Raw genomic sequence first — 15,891 nt, 5'->3', positions numbered from 1 at the left:
CGAAAACGACAGTTATGGAGCAATCGATCCCCGCACACCACAAAAAGTAGGAATCATGACATTGATAACCCACGAACCGCTGACCATCACCCTTGGCTCCAGCGGCGTCACGCCCGAGGATGTTGTCGCCGTCGCGCGCCACGACGCCAAGGTGGCCATCGCCCCGGAAGCCCTCGAAACAGTCGCCAAGGTCCGCGCCCACATCGACGGCCTCGCCTCCAGCGACGTCCCGGCCTACGGCATCTCCACCGGCTTCGGGGCCCTCGCCAACCGCCACATCCCCACCGAGCTGCGCACCCAGCTCCAGAAGAGCCTGATCCGCAGCCACGCCGCGGGCATGGGGCCCGAGGTGGAGCGCGAGGTGGTGCGCGGCATCATGTTCCTGCGCGCCAAGACCCTGGCGTCGGGCCGCACCGGGGTCCGGCCCGTGGTCCTGCAGACCATGGTGGACGTCCTCAACGCCGGCATCACGCCGGTGGTGCGCGAATTCGGCTCGCTCGGCTGCTCCGGTGATCTCGCCCCGCTGTCGCACTGCGCGCTGGTGCTCATGGGTGAGGGCGAGGCGGAAGGGCCCGACGGCGAACTGGTTGGCGCCGCCGGGCAGCGCACCGTTGCGGAGCTGCTCGCCGATCACGGCATCGAGCCGGTCACCCTCGCCGAAAAGGAAGGCCTGGCCCTGGTCAACGGCACCGAGGGCATGCTGGGCATGCTCCTGATGGCCATCGCTGACCTTCGCCGGCTGCTGACGACGGCGGACATTACCGCGGCGCTCAGCGTCGAGGCGCTGCTGGGCACCGACCAGGTGTTCCTGCCGGAGCTCCATGCCGCGCTGCGCCCGCACCCCGGCCAGGCTGCCAGCGCGGACAACATGCTCCGCGTCCTGTCCAACTCGCCCATCGTTGCTTCCCACCGGGTGGGCGATTCACGGGTGCAGGACGCCTACTCCCTCCGCTGTGCACCGCAGGTGGCCGGCGCCGTCAGGGACACTATCGACCATGCTGAACTGGTGGCGTCGCGCGAGCTGGCCGCTGCCATCGACAACCCCGTGGTGCTGCCGGATGGCCGGGTCAGCTCCAACGGGAACTTCCATGGCGCCCCGGTGGCTTACGTGCTGGACTTCCTGGCCATCGCCGTCGCGGACCTGAGTTCCATCGCGGAGCGCCGGACGGACCGGATGCTGGATCCTGCCCGATCGCACGGCCTCCCCGCTTTCCTTGCGGCGGATCCTGGTGTGGATTCCGGGCTCATGATCGCCCAGTACACCCAGGCGGGCCTGGTGTCCGACAACAAGCGGCTGGCGGTCCCCGCATCCGTGGACTCCATCCCCAGCTCGGCCATGCAGGAAGACCACGTGTCCATGGGCTGGCATGCAGCCCGGAAGCTGCGCAAGGCCGTCGAGAACCTGCGCCGCGTCCTGGCCATTGAGCTGGTTACCTCGGCCCGGGCCCTGGACATCCGGAGCCAGCTGTCCGGCGGCGTCCTGACGCCGGGGCCCGCGGGCTCCGCCGTCGTCGCTGCCCTGCGTGACGTCGTCGAGGGGCCGGGAACGGACCGCTTCCTCTCACCCGAGCTGGAAGCGGCGGACCGGCTGGTGGCGTCCGGGGAGGTGCGGAGGGCGGCCGAATCAGCAGTAGGCCCGCTTGCCTGACATCGAAGAATCTTCAGTATGCGGACAGCTCCTGTCCAAGGGGCGGAATTTTCGGCGACACGGCCAACCGTGGGCGGAAGAGTGTAGTAGAACTGAAGATGTAGTGAAAGTCACATCAACGAGGCTGTGGCGCAGAACGTATACAAAGGGGTAGAAGTTCAAATGAAAGCACGTGGGGCAGTCTTATCGAGGCGCAATGCCCATTCCGCTGTGGTATCCAACTGGAAGAGCCTTTCGGTTGGTGACCATGTCGAGATCATCAAGCATGCGCATGTGGTAGCGGCCGGGGAGGTGGAAGAGGTGTCGCAGAGCGGAAACGTCCTGTGGCTTGTGCCGGCGGGCCCGGCAGAAAAGCAGCTCTTCCTGAAGTCCGACGGCGTACAGGTCCGCCGCGGCTAGGAGCCCCAGCAGATACAGCAAATCCCCGCACTGCCGAAAGGCAGGGCGGGGATTTGTGCGTTTTGGCTTTCCGCGATGGGAAAATCAGGCTGCGAACGCCTCGTAGGTTTCCCCGAACGGTACTGATTCGTCCAGGGCTACGGTGTAGCGTCCCGGGTGGAGCCTCGTCACCAGGATGCCGCAGGCTGCATCCTTTGCCGCCACCTCGATCAGCTCTGCAACGGCCTCTTCCAGGCCGGCGTGTACTTCGCGGGCGCTGGAAAATTCCAGGTCGATGGACCGGCTCGCATGTGCTTCTGCGGAGTCCGCGGCGTCCGGGCGGCGCTCCAACGTGGCTGTAGTCATGTGCTGAACTTTCTGTGTTTCCTGCCTGAGGGCCCACCCAGTCTACCGGCCGCTCCGGGAGATGTCAGATGACTGCTGAATCCCCAGCACTCTACGGCCGCCGGACGAGCAAGCACAGAAGACTGCACGGCAGCCTGGCTCCGGTCACAATCGGTGCGTTTTGCGGCCGGAGGTGCCGCCGCGCCACGATAGGAAACAGTCCTCCACTCATCCCGGATCGAAGGAGATTCACCATGAAAATCATGCGCCTGGGCGAGGCCGGGAAGGAACAGCCGGCCGTGATGGTTCCTGCCGGCGATGGTTCCTCCCGGTACTTCAGCCTGCTGCCCCTGACGCGGGATGTGGACGGCGCCTTCCTGGCATCAGGAGGCCTCGACCGGGCGCGTGAGGCGCTGGCAGCGGGAACCCTTCCCGTCCTTGAGAACGCAGAAACGTTGCGCGTGGGAGCTCCCGTGGCCCGGCCGGGAACAGTGGTGGGCATCGGCATGAATTATGCGGCCCATGCAGCGGAGTCCGGTTCTGCGCCGCCGGAGATCCCTGTCATGTTCCTCAAGCCCAGCAACACAGTGGCCGGGCCCTACGACGCCGCCCCCGTTCCGCCCCTCTCCAGCAAGTACGACTGGGAGGTGGAATTGGGCATCGTTATCGGCCGGGAAGCCAGCTACCTCGCAACCACAGATGAAGCGGCCGCCTGCATCGCCGGGTACGTCGCGGCGAACGACCTCTCGGAGCGTGAGTACCAGCTGCCCGGGGCCGCCGGGCAGTGGACAAAGGGCAAAACGCTGCCAGGGTCAACACCCCTGGGTCCGTGGCTTGTCCCTGCGGAAGACGTCGACAGCGGGAACCTCCGGCTGCGCAGCTGGGTCAATGGGGAACCGCGGCAGGACTCCACCACATCAGAGCTCATTTTCGACGCTGCCACCCTGGTCCACCACTGCAGCCAGTACATGCGGCTGGAGCCCGGTGATGTCATCATCACCGGGACTCCGGAAGGGGTGGCCCTCAGCGGCCGCTTCCCCTACCTCCAGCCGGGCGATGTGGTGGAGGTAGAGGTGGAAGGGCTGGGCCGCCAGCGCCAGGAACTGTACCGAGCGGGATCCGGCGTACTAGCCGGCCTTCACCGCCAGGACGGGGCAGTCGGCCTCCAGCAGGATGCGCTGTGACACGCTGCCCATGATGAGCTTGCCCACCGGAGTGCGGCGCCGCAGGCCGATCACGATCAGCTCGGCGTTGTTCTCCTCCGCGGCGTCCAGGACCTCGGCGGCGGCATCGTGGCCACGGACCGGCTGCTTGATCACATGGTCGATGCCCTGGGTGGCCAGGCGGTCCTCGATGCTTTGGATGTCCGAATCCTGGGCGTAGCGGTTGTCCACCAAAGCGTCGCCCTTGGATGAGTTGATGACCAAAAGTTTGGTGTTGCTCTTCCGGGCTTCGTGGATGGCCTGGGTCAGGGCTGCTTCGCCCTCGGGTGTCGGGACGTATCCCACCACAATGGTCATGGTCGCTCCTTAATTGTGATGAATGTCGGTTAGTGATGGGCGGGCGGCGGCCCGGGAAGGTTGTCCTAGCCGTCGCCCTCGCCGTCGGCCATTCCGTCGGCGCGGTGGCTGCCGTGGCTCACGCTGCCGCCGGCCTCCCTCGGCACGGTTGCCCCGGAGTTGGCGGGGATCGCGGTGGTGGACGCCGGGCGGTTGCGCCGGATGAGTTTGAAGATGAACGGCCACACCAGGATGATGGCCACGATGATGTAGATGACGACGGCGATCGGCTCGCTGAACAGGCCGGCCGGGTCACCGGCGCTGAGCTGCAGCGTCTGCCGCAGTTGCTTCTCGATGCGCGGGCCCAGGATGACGCCGAGGATCAGCGGCAGGACCGGAAGGCCGAAACGCCGCATCATGAAGCCCAGCGCGCCGAGCGCCAGCAGGAGCACCAGGTCAAACGCCTGCAGGTTCACCGAGTAGGCGCCCAGGGTGGCGAAGAACAGGATGCCGGCGTACAGGTACGGGCGCGGGATCTGCAGGAGCTTCGCCCACATCGGTGCCAGCGGCAGGTTGATCAGCAGCAGCAGCAGGTTGCCGATGAAGAGGCTGGCGATCAGCGCCCACACCAGGGGGCCCTGGCTCGAGAAGAGCTGGGGACCGGGCTGGATGCCGTAGCTGGTGAACGCTGCGAGCATCACCGCGGCGGTGGCGTTGGTCGGCAGGCCCAGGGCAAGCATGGGGGTCAGGGTGCCGGCAGCTGCAGCGTTGTTGGCAGCTTCCGGACCGGCCACGCCTTCGATGGCGCCCTTGCCGAACTCCTCGGGGTGCTTGCTGAGGCGCTTCTCGGTGACGTAGGAGAGGAACGTGGGGATCTCGGCGCCGCCGGCGGGCAGTGCACCGAAGGGGAAGCCGTAGGCGGTCCCGCGGAGCCAGGGCTTCCAGGACCGCTTCCAGTCCTGCTTACCCATCCACGGGCGGCCCACGGGAATGATCTGCAGGGGGTTGCGGCGCAGGTGGGCGGCCACCCAGAGGGCTTCACCGACGGCGAAGATCGCCACCGCCACCACCACAATGTCCAGACCGTCGGCCAGGAGCGGCACGCCGAACGTGAGCCGGGCCTGGCCCGTGACCACGTCCAGGCCTACCAGGCCGATGGCGAGGCCAAGGCCCAGCGATGCGAAGCCGCGAAGGCGGGAGGAACCGAGGACCGCGGTGACGGCCAGCAGGGCCAGCACCATGATCGAGAAGTAGCTCGGCGCGCCCAGGCTGACGGCGAATTCCACCACGACCGGGGCGCAGACTGCCAGGAGGGCGGTACCGATGGTGCCGGCAACGAAGGAGCCGATGGCCGCCGTCGCAAGCGCCTGTGCCGCACGCCCCGCCTTGGCCATTTTGTTGCCTTCGATCGCCGTCACCACCGACGACGACTCGCCGGGTGTGTTCAGCAGGATGGAGGTGGTGGAGCCGCCGTACATGCCGCCGTAGTAGATGCCGGCGAACATAATGAAGGCGCTGGTGGGTTCCAGGGCGTAGGTGACCGGGAGCAGCAGGGCAACGGTCATGGCCGGGCCCAGGCCCGGAAGGACGCCGACGGCGGTGCCCAGGAGTACGCCGATCACGGCGTAGAGGAAGTTCATGGGGGTCAGGGCGGTGGCGAAACCGTCCATCAGTGAGGACCAGACGTCCATCAGAGGATTCCTTCCAGGAGTCCGGCCGGCAGTGCGATGCCGAGGCCGAGGTAGAAGCCGTAGAAGGTGAGCAGGGCCAGGGCCAGGGAAATGATCCCGTCACGGATGTAGTGGCGGCTGCCCAGGGCCAGGACGCTGCCCCAGAACAGTACCGTTCCGGAGATGACCCAGCCGGCCCAGTCGATGAGCAGAATGTTAAGGATGAAGGCGCCTGCCAGGGGCAGGACCGTCTTCCAGTCGGCGGGGTGGGTAAGGTCCACGTCCTCGCCGCCTTCCGCCTCGCCCTGGCCGCCGCGGAGGACGTTGACGGCCAGCAGGACGGCGCAGACCAGCAGCATGGCGCCCACGATGAACGGGAGGGTCTTTGGTCCTACTGGATCAGACTGGGAGTACGGGGTGGAGATGCGGGCCGCGTCCCAGATGACCAGGGCGCCGGCCGCGCCGAGCAGGAGGGCAACCCCCAGCTCGGCGCGGCCTTTCAGCCGTGAGGCAAGTGTTGGGGAGGAGCTCACGCCAAGCCAAGCTTCGTGAGGACGTCCGCCACCCGCTTGTCCTGCTCGGCGAGGAAGGTCTCGAACTCGTCGCCGGTGATGAAGGCGTCGGTCCAGCTGTTGGTCTTCAGTGCTTCCTTCCACCCTTCGGTGGCGTGCATCTTCTCAAGGGCGGCGATCAGGGATGCCTTGTCCTCGTCGCTGATGCCCGGAGGGGCGACGATGCCGCGCCAGTTGGTGAAGACCAGGTCGATGTTGGATTCCTTCAGCGTGGGGGCGTCCACGCCTTCCAGCCGCTCTTCGCCGCTCGTGGCCAGGACGCGGACTTCACCGGATTCGATCTGCTTGAGGTACTCACCGGCACCGGAGGCCGCGAAGCCCACCTTGTTGCCGAGGATGGCCGGGAGGAGGTCCCCGCCGCCGTCGTAGGAAACGAAGTTCACCTTGGTGGCGTCAATGCCCAGGGCGCCGGCGAGCTGCATGGGCAGCAGGTGGTCCGGGCCGCCCGGGGAGGAGCCGCCGCCGACGCTGATGGAACCGGGATCAGCCTTCCAGGCGGCAACCAGGTCATCGATGGTCTTGTAGGGCGAATCCTTGCTGACCATGATGGCGCCGGGCTCTTCGATGAGCCGTGCCAGGGGAGTGGTGGCCGTGAGCTTGGACTCGGACTTGTTGGTGTAGCTCGCGCCCACCACGCCCAGGCCCATGAGCATGGTGAGGTCGCCGTTGCCCTTTTCGTTCACGATGCGGGCCAGGCCCACGGTCCCGCCGGCACCGGCGAGGTTGAAGACTTCGGTGTTGGTGGCAACCTTCTCGTCGTCGAGGACCTTGGCGGCCACGCGGGCGGTGGTGTCATAGCCGCCGCCCGGAGTGTTGGGGACCATGATCTGCAGGCCGGAGATGGGCCCGGCGGCAGCGCCGGAGCTTTCCGTACCCGTGGAGCTTTTGCCGGTGGCACCGCAGCCGGTGGCCATCAGGGCGATGCCGGCGGCGACGGCGGCGATTCGCAATGCGCGGATCTGGCGCATGGTGTTCCTCTTCTCATGAAAAATGATCAGCAAGACTGACTTGTGCTTCGATGCTAGGTTCCGCCGTGATGCCGGTCACTCTTATGTACGCAGAGAAAGTTAAGTTCATTGCGTTCACGTTTCGGGAATCCCTCACCGCCGGGCGCCTCCGGGGTTGGGAGGCCCTGCCAGCCGTGCGCCTGCTCCGCCTGCGGTATAGTTCCCGTACCTCCGCCGGTGGCCGCAGGACCAGTGGCCCGGCCGGACATATTTGCTGAAACTTAAGGACCAACCACCGTGACTCGACGAAGAGGGATGTCCCTCGCGGGGCAGTACCTCGTGCTGCAGTTGCTGATTGTGTTGGCAGTCCTGGTGGCCGTGGTGGCCATCTCCCTGGCCCAGTCCGCGGCCGCCTTCGAGCGCGTCGAAGGCCGCCGTGCGCTGTCCGCCGCCGAAGCGCTCGGCAACAACCCCGCCGTCCGTGAATTGCTTCCCGCCGCCGAACCCCGCGTGGGCGCAGCACTCCCGGCAGTGGCCGAGTCCGTCCGGACAGTCTCCGGGGCGTCCCAGGTGGCGCTGGCGAAGCTGGACCGGACTGTGGTGGCCTCGTCCGACCCCGGGCTCCTGGGCCAGCACCTGGAACTGGGGGAGAGCCGGGTGATGGACGGCCGTGCCTGGACCGGAGTGGTGGCCGGGAGCGGCGCAGCCCTCCTGTCCGCCCACGTGCCGGTGCTGGACGACGCCGGGATAATGATCGGCATCGCCTCGGTCAGCAGGAACTATCCCACCACGCTGGAGCGGCTGGGCGATGCCGTCCCCAACCTGCTCACGTACGTGGGGGTGGCAAGCGTGCTGGGTGTCGCGGGCTCCCTCCTGTTGTCCCGCCGCGTCAAGCGGCAGACCCTGGGCATGGAACCCAGCGAGATTACCAACCTGGTGGAAAACCGTGAGGCCATGCTGCACGGGCTCAAGGAAGGCGTGGTGGCCCTCGATCCGAACGAGCGCATCACTGTGGCCAATGACAGCGCCCGGGAACTCCTGGGACTGCCTGCGGACTGCGTGGGCAAGAAGCTTGCATCACTTCCCGTGGATCCCGCACTGAAAGTGGTGCTGACCCGCGACCAGCCGGACCCTGACCAACTGGTCCTGGTGGGCGAGCGGCTGGTGGTGCTGAACCGGGTTCCCATCCGTTCCCGCGGCCGCGGGATTGGCTCCGTCACCACCCTGCGGGACAGGACCGAGCTGTCCTCCCTGGAAAAGGAACTGGGCGCCACCCGCACCGCCACGGACACCCTCCGCGCACAGGCACACGAGTTCGCCAACCAGCTGCATGTCATCTCCGGCCTGATCCAAATCGGCGACTACGATTCGGTGGTGCAGTTCGTCAACGGGGCAACGGTGGACCGGACCCGGCTCAGTGACGAGGTCACGGCCAGGATCCATGACCCTGCGCTGGCCGCGCTGCTCATCGCCAAGTCCAGCCTGGCGGCGGAACGCGGCGTGGCGCTCCAGCTGGATCCCGAATCATCGCTGCGTCCGGTCAATGATGAGCTTTCGCGCGACCTTGCCACCGTGGCGGGAAACCTGGTGGACAACGCGTTCGACGCCGTTGCCGGGGTTGGGCAGGCCTCCGTCCGGGTGCTTGTGGAGGAGACGGGCGGCGAGGTTACCGTCACCGTCCGTGACAACGGGCCCGGCGTTCCGGCGGACAAGGCGGAGGACATTTTCCGGCAGGGATTCACCACCAAGGATTCCAGGCGGGAGGGCGGGCGCGGGTTTGGCCTGGCACTCTCCCGCGTGGTCTGCCGCCGCTCGGGCGGCGACCTGACGGTGGCCAACAGCAACGGGGCGGTTTTTACCGCCCGCTTCAAAAGAGGTGCAGAAGCATGATCAACGTCCTGATAGTCGATGACGACTTTATGGTGGCCAAGGTCCACGCCGGGTTCATCCAGCGGACGCCCGGCTTCAAGGTGGTTGGTGCGGCCCATACCGGCGCCCAGGCGGTCATCGAAACCGAACGGCTGCAGCCGGACCTGGTGCTGCTGGACATTCACCTGCCGGACATTAATGGCCTGGACCTGATGCAGCAACTGCGTGAGGTGGCCCCGGAACTGGATGTGCTGGTGATCAGCGCTGCCCGCGAAGTGGAGACCGTCCGGAAGGCGCTCCGGGGAGGCATCGTCCACTACCTCATCAAGCCTTTTTCGCAATCGGACCTGCAGGAGCGGCTGGAGCATTACCGCAGCGCCTACCAGAGCCTCGACGCGTCCAAGGACATTGCGGAACAGTCAGACGTTAACCGGGTCTTCGGCCTGGACCGCAGCGAGCGGCCGCTGCCCAAGGGCTGCAGCGTGGAGACACTGAAGCTGGTGGAGGCTGCCCTGGGCGCAGCCCCCGGTGACCTTTCGGCCGCCGAGTTGGCAGAGGAACTCGGCACGTCCCGCGTCAGTGCCCGCCGCTACCTGGAGTACCTGCACGATGAAGGCACCCTGGACGTCCGGCTCAAGTACGGTGTGGGACGTCCCGAGCGCCGCTATGTCATGAAGGGCAAGTAGGCAGCGCCGGGAACCCGGCAGCCAGTCCTAGTGTTCGCCGCCAGGCGTGGGGCCGGGAAGGAATTCTGAGGGCAGCTCAGCCACCGGGACAATCACCATGTCCTGGACCTTCCAGTCCATGGCTACGCAGGCTTCGCGTGCGGCCTCAATTTGGTCCAGGGTGGGCATGGTCCCTGCCGCCGGAACCACGAACGACTCCACGTGGAACACGTGCCCCTCGTCCCGGATCCGTGACTTTGCCGTCTCTGCCCACGGGAGGCCGCGCAGGTAGGTGTCCACCTGCCGCCCGAGGGGGTGGGGCGCGCCGTCGTCGTAGGTCATGGCGCGTTTGTCCATCAGGGCCGAGACCGCTGCCCGGGTGTTCCGGACACCGTCGTGCAGGATGCTCGCAGAGATGACCAGGGCTGCGGCATAGTCCGCCCACCACCAGCCAATCCCAATGCCTGCCACTCCCACGGCAGCAGCAAGGGCGGTCATCCAGTCCGCCTTGTTCATGTCAGCGTCGGCGTACAGCACTTTGTCGTGCAGCTTCTCTGCAAGCTTCATCTTGACCCGGCCCAGCCAGATGGGCGGCCCTGCCGTGAGGACCATTGCCGTAATCATCAGCCAACCAAGCCAGATGGTCTGGCCAAAAAAGTCGAAGCCGCCGATCGTGGGATGTTCGGCGCTCAACAGCCCAATGGCGGAATCCACGATGAGATAGGTGCCCATGACGGTGAGGGCCACCGCCGCCACCACATGCGCAATGCCCACCGCCCGGTGGTAGCCGTAGGGATGGTCCTCGCTGGGGTGCCTGCGGATGACGCGTGTGGCGAAAAGGAAGGCAGCGGGCGGCAGGAAGGACAGGACGTCCTCCACCCATGCGGCCTTCATCGCCTGGGAGTTGCCGAGCACCCCAAACACAAGGGCTGTGGAGGCCGCCAGGAATCCGATGGTGATCCATTCGTACTTTTTGGCTTTGCGCAGGGCGTCCTGCTGTTCCTGCGGCAGTTCCGTGTGGCCGAACCGCACCGCAGTCCCGCTGCCGGGCGCGCTCATGCCGGGGCCGCCGCACTCTTCAGGAAGGTGTCCAGCTCCAGCAGGAACGCGTTTTCGCCCATCGGAACCAGCATGATGTGCTTGTGCAGTGATCCCCGCCCGTCCCTGGATTCAGTGTAGGGGCGCGTCAGGCCGGCATGCGTGGACCAAGGCGTCTTGTCATCCAGGCCACCGATCACCAGGTCCAGCCCGCCATGCTTGAGCTCCTCAGCCAGGACCTGCTCAGTCCCGATGGTCCACTCGACGTCCGCCCCCAGCGCCTGCGCGAATTGCCGCACCAGTTCCGCCTCCGAGCCCTGGACAGCATCTGTTCCAAGGGTGTCCTGCCCGGAAATCCGCACCCAGTCACCGTTCGGGCTGGCACCCACGCGAAGGGTACCGCCCCGGACTTTCTCCAGCGTGCCCTGCGGGTCCGCCGGGTACGTCCCGCAACCGGCAACAAGCATCACCCCGGCCAGCAGGACGGCCACTAACGTGTGACGCCGCATTGGCACTCTCCTTCCAGCAGGTACTTTCATCTTCATGATAGACAGCATGCTTACCATTCGATGAAATCTGTGGGGAACCTCGGCCGCATTCAGCGCAGCAAAGTGTCCAGCAGCCGCGCCGCAACCTTCGCTGTCCGGCCGTCGACGTCGAACGCGGGGTTGAGCTCCGCAACGTCCAGGTGGAGCAGTTTGCCGCTCCAGGCCACCTGGCGGCAGACAGCACTGATGACGGGCAGCGGCACGCCATATGCGGCAGGGGCACTGACCCCCGGAGCCACCGCCGCGGGAAGCACGTCCAGGTCGATGGTCAGGTACAGGACGTCGATGTCCGCCAGGAAGGAGGCCACGAAAGCCCGGACCCGCTCCGCGTCGCAGTCCTCATCCAGCAGGTAGCGCACGCCCAGCCGCCCTGCGGTGTCGAAAAGCGCCCTGGTGTTGTTGGCTTCGGAGATACCCACCACGGCGTACCGGAAGTCCCGCCCTGCGTCAGCTTCCGCCTTTGCCATCTGGAGGAATGGTGTCCCGGAGCTGGGAACCGGCTCGTCCCGAAGGTCAAAGTGGGCATCGAGGTTCAGCACGCCCAGCCGCTGGCCGCCCTGGACTGCCTGGGAAGCGCTGACGCCGAGGTAGCTTGCGTAGGCCGTTTCGTGGCCGCCGCCCAGCACCACGGTCAAGTGCCCGGCGTCGAGCAACTCCGTCACCGTATGGCCTGCGCGTTCCTGGCCGTTTTCCAGGTCGCCGCCGGACACCACAACGTCACCTGCGTCCGCGATGCTGCGGTCCAGGTGGAACGCCAGGGGACCCAAAGCCTTCCTCAGGGCGGCGGGTGCCGCGGACGCGCCGGTGCGGCCCTTGTTCCGGCGCACCCCTTCGTCGCTGGCAAAGCCCAGCAGGGCCACGGGCTTGGAAGCGTCACCGGTAGCTTGGGCGCCGCCGCCGGCATTCCCGGGGACTGCCCCCGGTCCTGCCTGGCCGTACTCTGCCACGGCCTGCCACCAGCGGCGGTGCTCCGGCCCGTCCCCGTCGAACCTTCCCGTCCAGGGCTGGGGCGGGACATCGACGGCGGGGCTCACGGCAGGCATGCCTCAAGCTCACCGCATGCAGGCGGCGAAAACCAGCAGCGCCGCCGTCGTCGTGTCTGGAATCCAAGAACCATGTCCAAAACGGCAGGGGCTATGGTGGAGCAATCCCGTTTGGGACCGCAGAACGTTTGCCTGCGCCGGACGGGCGCAATGAACAGTCCGGAGAGCACGCATGTTTGAAGCCCCCAACCTCCTGTTTGCCGCCGCCGGCGTGGCGGTGTTCATCGCCGCGGTGCTGCCCAAGCTGTTGCGCAACATGCCGTTTTCGATGCCCATGGTCTTCCTCGGAGCCGGAATGGGAGTGTTCGCCCTGATCCCCACGCTTCCCGATCCGGACCCGGTGGCGCACGGCGACTTCGTCCTGCACCTCGCCGAAATCTGCGTCATCATCTCCCTGATGGGCGCGGGGCTGGCACTGGACCGGCCGGTGGGGCGCAAGGAGTGGTCCACCACGTGGCGGCTCCTGGGGATCGCCATGCCGCTGTGCATTGTCGCCTTGACCTTGCTGGGGCTGTGGTTCCTGGGCCTGGGCCTCGGCGCTGCACTGCTGGTGGCCTCCAGCCTGGCTCCCACGGACCCCGTCCTGGCGTCGGAGGTGCAGGTGGGGGAGCCGGCAGACCACGACGACGGCGCCAACAAGGAGGATGAGGTGCGGTTCGGCCTCACCTCGGAGGCCGGCCTCAATGACGGACTGGCGTTTCCCTTCGTCTACCTGGCCATCGCCATCAGCATTGCTGGATCGTCCCCGTCCTCGTGGTTTCTGGAATGGTTCGGGGTGGACGTCCTGTGGCGGCTGGCCATTGGCCTGCTGCTGGGCTTCCTGATGGGCAAACTGCTGGGCCGGCTCTTCTTCTCGGCCCGGAAAGAAAGCCTCCGGCTGTCCAACCACTCGGAGGGCTTCGTGGCCCTCGCCGCGACGTTCCTGGCGTACGGGCTGACGGAGATGGTGGAGGGCTACGGCTTCATCGCGGTGTTCGTCTGCGCCGTCACCATCCGGGCCGCAGAGCATACGCACGGCTACCACCGCGTGCTCCATTCCTACGTGGAGCAGCTGGAGCGGCTCCTGACCGTGGTGATCCTGGTCCTGCTCGGCGGCGCCATTGCCCGCGGACTGCTGGCCGGCATCGGACTGGCCGAGGTGCTCGTGGCGCTGGCATTCCTGCTGGTGGTGCGCCCGCTGGCCGGGTGGGTGGGGCTGCTGGGCGGGAAAACCGGCCCGCGTGAGCGGATCGCCCTGTCCTTCTTCGGCATCCGCGGGATCGGGTCCCTGTACTACCTCGCCTACGCCCTCGGAAAAGGGCAGTTCGGCGGCCAGGCAGAGTGGCTGTGGGCCTTCGTGGGACTGGTGGTGGCACTGTCCATCGTGATCCACGGCGCCACCACCTCGCCCCTGATGAACCGGCTGGACCGGCTTCGCGAGAAGAAGGCCCGTGCCGTTTCAGGGGACGAAGGGCTCGCCCCCAACACCCCGGTATAGGCCGGGAACGGGCTACATCCCCAGGGCAGCCTCGATGGGACCCACCGCGAAGAACAGCAGGAAGGCTCCTGCCACAGCCCACATCAGCGGATGGATGTCCCTGACCCTGCCCTGGACAGTGCGGATCAGCACGTACGCGATGAACCCGGCGCCCAGGCCGTTGGCGATGGAGTAGGTGAAAGGCATGAGGGTGAAGGTGAGGAAGGCCGGGATGGCGATGCCCCAGTCCTGCCAGTCGATCTTGCCCACCTGGGACACCATCATGAAGCCCACCACCACAAGGGCGGGGGCGACGGCTTCGAACGGGACCAGGTTGATGAGCGGGGTGAAGAACATGGCCACCAGGAACAGCAGCCCGGTCACGATCGAGGCGATGCCGGTGCGTGCACCTTCGCCGATGCCGGCGCCGGCTTCCACGTAAATCTGGTTGGAGGACACGGAGGCGCCGCCGCCCACGATCGCGCCCAGCGCGTCCACCTGGAGGACCCGGTCCACGTTGGGAATGTTGCCGTGCTCGTCCACGGTGCCTGCCTCGTTCGCCAGGCCCACCATGGTGCCCATCGCGTCAAAGAAGATGCTGAGCAGGATGACGAAGGCCAGCAGGGTGGCGGCCACGAAGCCCAGGTTGTCGAAGGCGCCGAACGGGTTTGCCTTGCCGATCAGGGAGAGGTCAGGGGCGGCCCATTCCGAGAACGCGGGGGCCACCAGGGACCAGCCCTGCGGGTTGAATTCCTGGCCGGGAACCACGCTGGGTCCGATGTGCAGGGTGAGTTCGAGGATCACCGAGATGACCGTGGAGGTGATGATGCCGATCAGGATGGCGCCTTTGACCTTGCGCACCACCAGGGCGATGGTCAGGACCAGGCCGAACACAAAGACGGCGGTGGGCCAGCCCAGGAGCTTGCCGTCAAAACCCAGGCCCACCGGAACGGTGGTGCCGGCAACATCGGGGATGCGCCGGACAAAGCCGGCGTTCACGAGCCCGATCAGCGCGATGAACAGGCCGATGCCCACCACAATGGCGGTCTTGATCCCGTCCGGCACGGCCTTGAAGACAGCAGTGCGGAACCCGGTGAGGACCAGGATCAGCATGGTGACGCCGGAGAGGACCACCAGGCCCATCATGTCCGGCCATGTCAGTCCGGGGTTGGTGGCCACGGTGACGGCAACGAAGGCGTTAACGCCAAGGCCGGTGGCCAGCGCGAAAGGATGCTTTGCCCACGCGCCCATCAGGATGGTGAGGATGCCCGCCACGAACGCCGTGACCGCTGCAACCGCGGGAAAGCCGAGGGTGTTGCCGCTCGAGTCCGGGCCGGAAAGGATCAGGGGGTTCAGCACCACGATGTAGCTCATGGCGAAGAACGTGGCGAAGCCGCCCCGGATCTCGCGGGAGAGGTTGGAGCCGCGCTCGGTGATCTTGAAATACCGGTCCAGGGCAGAGCCTTGCTTAAGCATTAGTCCTCCGGGGAAGTCTGTGGGGATACCTGCATCCTATGGGTGTGACGGCGGGAGGGCCGGCAAATTCCCCTAGTCTGTAAGGAAGCCAACACAAGGAGCAGTCCCGCATGCGTTCCATCCGCCGCCAAATGCTGAGCCTCTTGCTCGGGTCCCTGGTATTTGCCGCAGGCCTGCTGGGCTTTGCCGGCCCGGCCGCTGCCCACGACGCCGCCGAGTCCAGCAGCCCCGCCCAGGGCGCGTCCGTGCCCAGCCCGCCCGCGCAGGTGTCGGTCACCTTCGGCAACAAACCGCTCGGCATCGGCGCCTCCTTCTCGGTCAAGGATGCCTCCGGTGCCGAATGGGCCGACGGGCCGGTTGAGATCGTGGACAACGTCGCGTCGCAGAAACTCCGGGCGGGCGGCCCGGCCGGTGAATACACGGTGTCCTGGCGGGTGGTCAGCTCCGATTCGCATCCCATCGAAGGCACGTTCGGCTTCACCGCGGCCGGCGCCGCGGAGGCAACGGCCCCGGCAACGGGTTCGACGGCGGCCGCAACAGTTCCGGGGATGGGCACCGCTGAGCCTGGCGTCACGGCGGAACCGTCCGTACCGGCAAACTCCGGGGAGCCGTTCCAATGGAGCATCGTCATTTTCGCCGCGGTGGCCGTGGGCCTGCTCGCGGTGCTGGCCATCCTGGCGAAGCGCCGCCTGTCCGCCGGCGGCGAAGAGCAGCCGGACGGGAAATAGCCGTACCGG

The 15,891-nt window shown here is 66.7% G+C and carries 16 protein-coding genes; 7 read left to right on the top strand and 9 right to left on the bottom strand.

Annotated features, from left to right (window positions below; genetic code table 11):
- The first annotated feature begins 55 nt into the window (after positions 1–55).
- Positions 56–1,648 carry a histidine ammonia-lyase gene (gene hutH, locus DXK94_RS20115; protein WP_115526287.1) on the top strand — a complete coding sequence of 531 codons (1,593 nt, stop codon included), beginning with the start codon at positions 56–58 and terminating at the stop codon, positions 1,646–1,648.
- A 162-nt stretch (positions 1,649–1,810) separates the two neighbouring features.
- Positions 1,811–2,047, top strand: coding sequence for a hypothetical protein (locus DXK94_RS20110; RefSeq protein ID WP_079598373.1), 237 nt, complete (start codon positions 1,811–1,813; stop codon positions 2,045–2,047).
- Between the two features lie 84 nt (positions 2,048–2,131).
- Here the strand turns inward: DXK94_RS20110 and DXK94_RS20105 are convergent, their stop codons facing one another.
- Complete coding sequence (locus DXK94_RS20105) at positions 2,132–2,392, bottom strand: hypothetical protein (RefSeq protein ID WP_115526286.1); 261 nt, start codon at positions 2,390–2,392, stop codon at positions 2,132–2,134.
- A 233-nt stretch (positions 2,393–2,625) separates the two neighbouring features.
- On the opposite strand from DXK94_RS20105, the gene DXK94_RS20100 reads away from it, so the two are divergent.
- A complete protein-coding gene (locus tag DXK94_RS20100) occupies positions 2,626–3,555 on the top strand; it encodes a fumarylacetoacetate hydrolase family protein (protein WP_115526285.1) in 930 nt (309 codons plus the stop codon).
- Here the strand turns inward: DXK94_RS20100 and DXK94_RS20095 are convergent.
- From DXK94_RS20095 to DXK94_RS20080, 4 genes are all read right to left on the bottom strand, one after another.
- Positions 3,499–3,891: a universal stress protein gene (locus tag DXK94_RS20095; protein WP_115526284.1), complete on the bottom strand. Its 393-nt coding sequence runs from the start codon at positions 3,889–3,891 to the stop codon at positions 3,499–3,501. The two genes, DXK94_RS20100 and DXK94_RS20095, sit on opposite strands and share 57 nt — an antisense overlap.
- Before the next feature lie 65 nt (positions 3,892–3,956).
- On the bottom strand, positions 3,957–5,561 hold the full coding sequence (locus tag DXK94_RS20090; protein ID WP_115526283.1) for a tripartite tricarboxylate transporter permease: 1,605 nt from the start codon (positions 5,559–5,561) through the stop codon (positions 3,957–3,959).
- Complete coding sequence (locus tag DXK94_RS20085; RefSeq protein ID WP_079598378.1) at positions 5,561–6,073, bottom strand: tripartite tricarboxylate transporter TctB family protein; 513 nt, start codon at positions 6,071–6,073, stop codon at positions 5,561–5,563. Before DXK94_RS20085 ends, DXK94_RS20090 begins: the two co-directional genes overlap by 1 nt.
- The gene (locus tag DXK94_RS20080; protein ID WP_115526282.1) at positions 6,070–7,080 is read right to left on the bottom strand and encodes a tripartite tricarboxylate transporter substrate binding protein; all 1,011 of its coding nucleotides are present in this window, start codon (positions 7,078–7,080) and stop codon (positions 6,070–6,072) included. Before DXK94_RS20080 ends, DXK94_RS20085 begins: the two co-directional genes overlap by 4 nt.
- Before the next feature lie 294 nt (positions 7,081–7,374).
- Here DXK94_RS20080 and DXK94_RS20075 point away from each other — a divergent pair, with 294 nt between their 5' ends.
- Both DXK94_RS20075 and DXK94_RS20070 read left to right on the top strand, forming a co-directional pair.
- Positions 7,375–8,949 (top strand): sensor histidine kinase, encoded by a 1,575-nt coding sequence (locus DXK94_RS20075; protein ID WP_115526281.1) that lies wholly within the window; start codon positions 7,375–7,377, stop codon positions 8,947–8,949.
- Positions 8,946–9,614, top strand: coding sequence for a response regulator (locus DXK94_RS20070; RefSeq protein WP_079598381.1), 669 nt, complete (start codon positions 8,946–8,948; stop codon positions 9,612–9,614). The genes DXK94_RS20075 and DXK94_RS20070 overlap by 4 nt, the downstream gene beginning before the upstream one ends.
- 27 nt (positions 9,615–9,641) lie before the next feature.
- Here the strand turns inward: DXK94_RS20070 and DXK94_RS20065 are convergent, their stop codons facing one another.
- The 3 genes from DXK94_RS20065 to hutG all read right to left on the bottom strand — a co-directional run bounded on the left by DXK94_RS20065 (position 9,642) and on the right by hutG (position 12,222).
- Positions 9,642–10,652 (bottom strand): cation diffusion facilitator family transporter, encoded by a 1,011-nt coding sequence (locus tag DXK94_RS20065; protein ID WP_115526280.1) that lies wholly within the window; start codon positions 10,650–10,652, stop codon positions 9,642–9,644.
- Complete coding sequence (locus DXK94_RS20060) at positions 10,649–11,140, bottom strand: ABC transporter substrate-binding protein (protein WP_115526279.1); 492 nt, start codon at positions 11,138–11,140, stop codon at positions 10,649–10,651. The genes DXK94_RS20065 and DXK94_RS20060 overlap by 4 nt, the downstream gene beginning before the upstream one ends.
- 89 nt (positions 11,141–11,229) lie before the next feature.
- Entirely contained in the window at positions 11,230–12,222 is a 993-nt protein-coding gene (gene hutG, locus DXK94_RS20055; protein ID WP_115526278.1) for a formimidoylglutamase, read from the bottom strand.
- A 172-nt stretch (positions 12,223–12,394) separates the two neighbouring features.
- On the opposite strand from hutG, the gene DXK94_RS20050 reads away from it, so the two are divergent.
- Complete coding sequence (locus tag DXK94_RS20050) at positions 12,395–13,699, top strand: sodium:proton antiporter (protein ID WP_079598385.1); 1,305 nt, start codon at positions 12,395–12,397, stop codon at positions 13,697–13,699.
- A gap of 12 nt (positions 13,700–13,711) precedes the next feature.
- Here DXK94_RS20050 and DXK94_RS20045 read toward each other — a convergent pair whose 3' ends face one another.
- Entirely contained in the window at positions 13,712–15,154 is a 1,443-nt protein-coding gene (locus DXK94_RS20045; RefSeq protein ID WP_115526277.1) for an NCS2 family permease, read from the bottom strand.
- A gap of 110 nt (positions 15,155–15,264) precedes the next feature.
- Here DXK94_RS20045 and DXK94_RS20040 point away from each other — a divergent pair, with 110 nt between their 5' ends.
- Positions 15,265–15,882 (top strand): copper resistance CopC family protein, encoded by a 618-nt coding sequence (locus DXK94_RS20040; protein WP_115526276.1) that lies wholly within the window; start codon positions 15,265–15,267, stop codon positions 15,880–15,882.
- Positions 15,883–15,891: the final 9 nt, after the last annotated feature.

Origin of the sequence: Arthrobacter sp. RT-1 (genome assembly GCF_003367205.1) — a bacterium.
Lineage (GTDB): Bacteria > Actinomycetota > Actinomycetes > Actinomycetales > Micrococcaceae > Arthrobacter.
The sequence above is the reverse complement of the archived record's forward strand: the minus strand, read 5'-3'. Positions and strand labels throughout refer to the sequence as shown.

Coding starts and splice junctions, on each gene's coding strand:
- hutH (WP_115526287.1), top strand. CDS start 56: ATGACATTGATAACCCACGAACCGCTGACCATCACCCTTGGCTCCAGC.
- DXK94_RS20110 (WP_079598373.1), top strand. CDS start 1,811: ATGAAAGCACGTGGGGCAGTCTTATCGAGGCGCAATGCCCATTCCGCT.
- DXK94_RS20105 (WP_115526286.1), bottom strand. CDS start 2,392: ATGACTACAGCCACGTTGGAGCGCCGCCCGGACGCCGCGGACTCCGCA.
- DXK94_RS20100 (WP_115526285.1), top strand. CDS start 2,626: ATGAAAATCATGCGCCTGGGCGAGGCCGGGAAGGAACAGCCGGCCGTG.
- DXK94_RS20095 (WP_115526284.1), bottom strand. CDS start 3,891: ATGACCATTGTGGTGGGATACGTCCCGACACCCGAGGGCGAAGCAGCC.
- DXK94_RS20090 (WP_115526283.1), bottom strand. CDS start 5,561: ATGGACGTCTGGTCCTCACTGATGGACGGTTTCGCCACCGCCCTGACC.
- DXK94_RS20080 (WP_115526282.1), bottom strand. CDS start 7,080: ATGCGCCAGATCCGCGCATTGCGAATCGCCGCCGTCGCCGCCGGCATC.
- DXK94_RS20075 (WP_115526281.1), top strand. CDS start 7,375: ATGTCCCTCGCGGGGCAGTACCTCGTGCTGCAGTTGCTGATTGTGTTG.
- DXK94_RS20070 (WP_079598381.1), top strand. CDS start 8,946: ATGATCAACGTCCTGATAGTCGATGACGACTTTATGGTGGCCAAGGTC.
- DXK94_RS20065 (WP_115526280.1), bottom strand. CDS start 10,652: ATGAGCGCGCCCGGCAGCGGGACTGCGGTGCGGTTCGGCCACACGGAA.
- DXK94_RS20060 (WP_115526279.1), bottom strand. CDS start 11,140: ATGCGGCGTCACACGTTAGTGGCCGTCCTGCTGGCCGGGGTGATGCTT.
- hutG (WP_115526278.1), bottom strand. CDS start 12,222: ATGCCTGCCGTGAGCCCCGCCGTCGATGTCCCGCCCCAGCCCTGGACG.
- DXK94_RS20050 (WP_079598385.1), top strand. CDS start 12,395: ATGTTTGAAGCCCCCAACCTCCTGTTTGCCGCCGCCGGCGTGGCGGTG.
- DXK94_RS20045 (WP_115526277.1), bottom strand. CDS start 15,154: ATGCTTAAGCAAGGCTCTGCCCTGGACCGGTATTTCAAGATCACCGAG.
- DXK94_RS20040 (WP_115526276.1), top strand. CDS start 15,265: ATGCGTTCCATCCGCCGCCAAATGCTGAGCCTCTTGCTCGGGTCCCTG.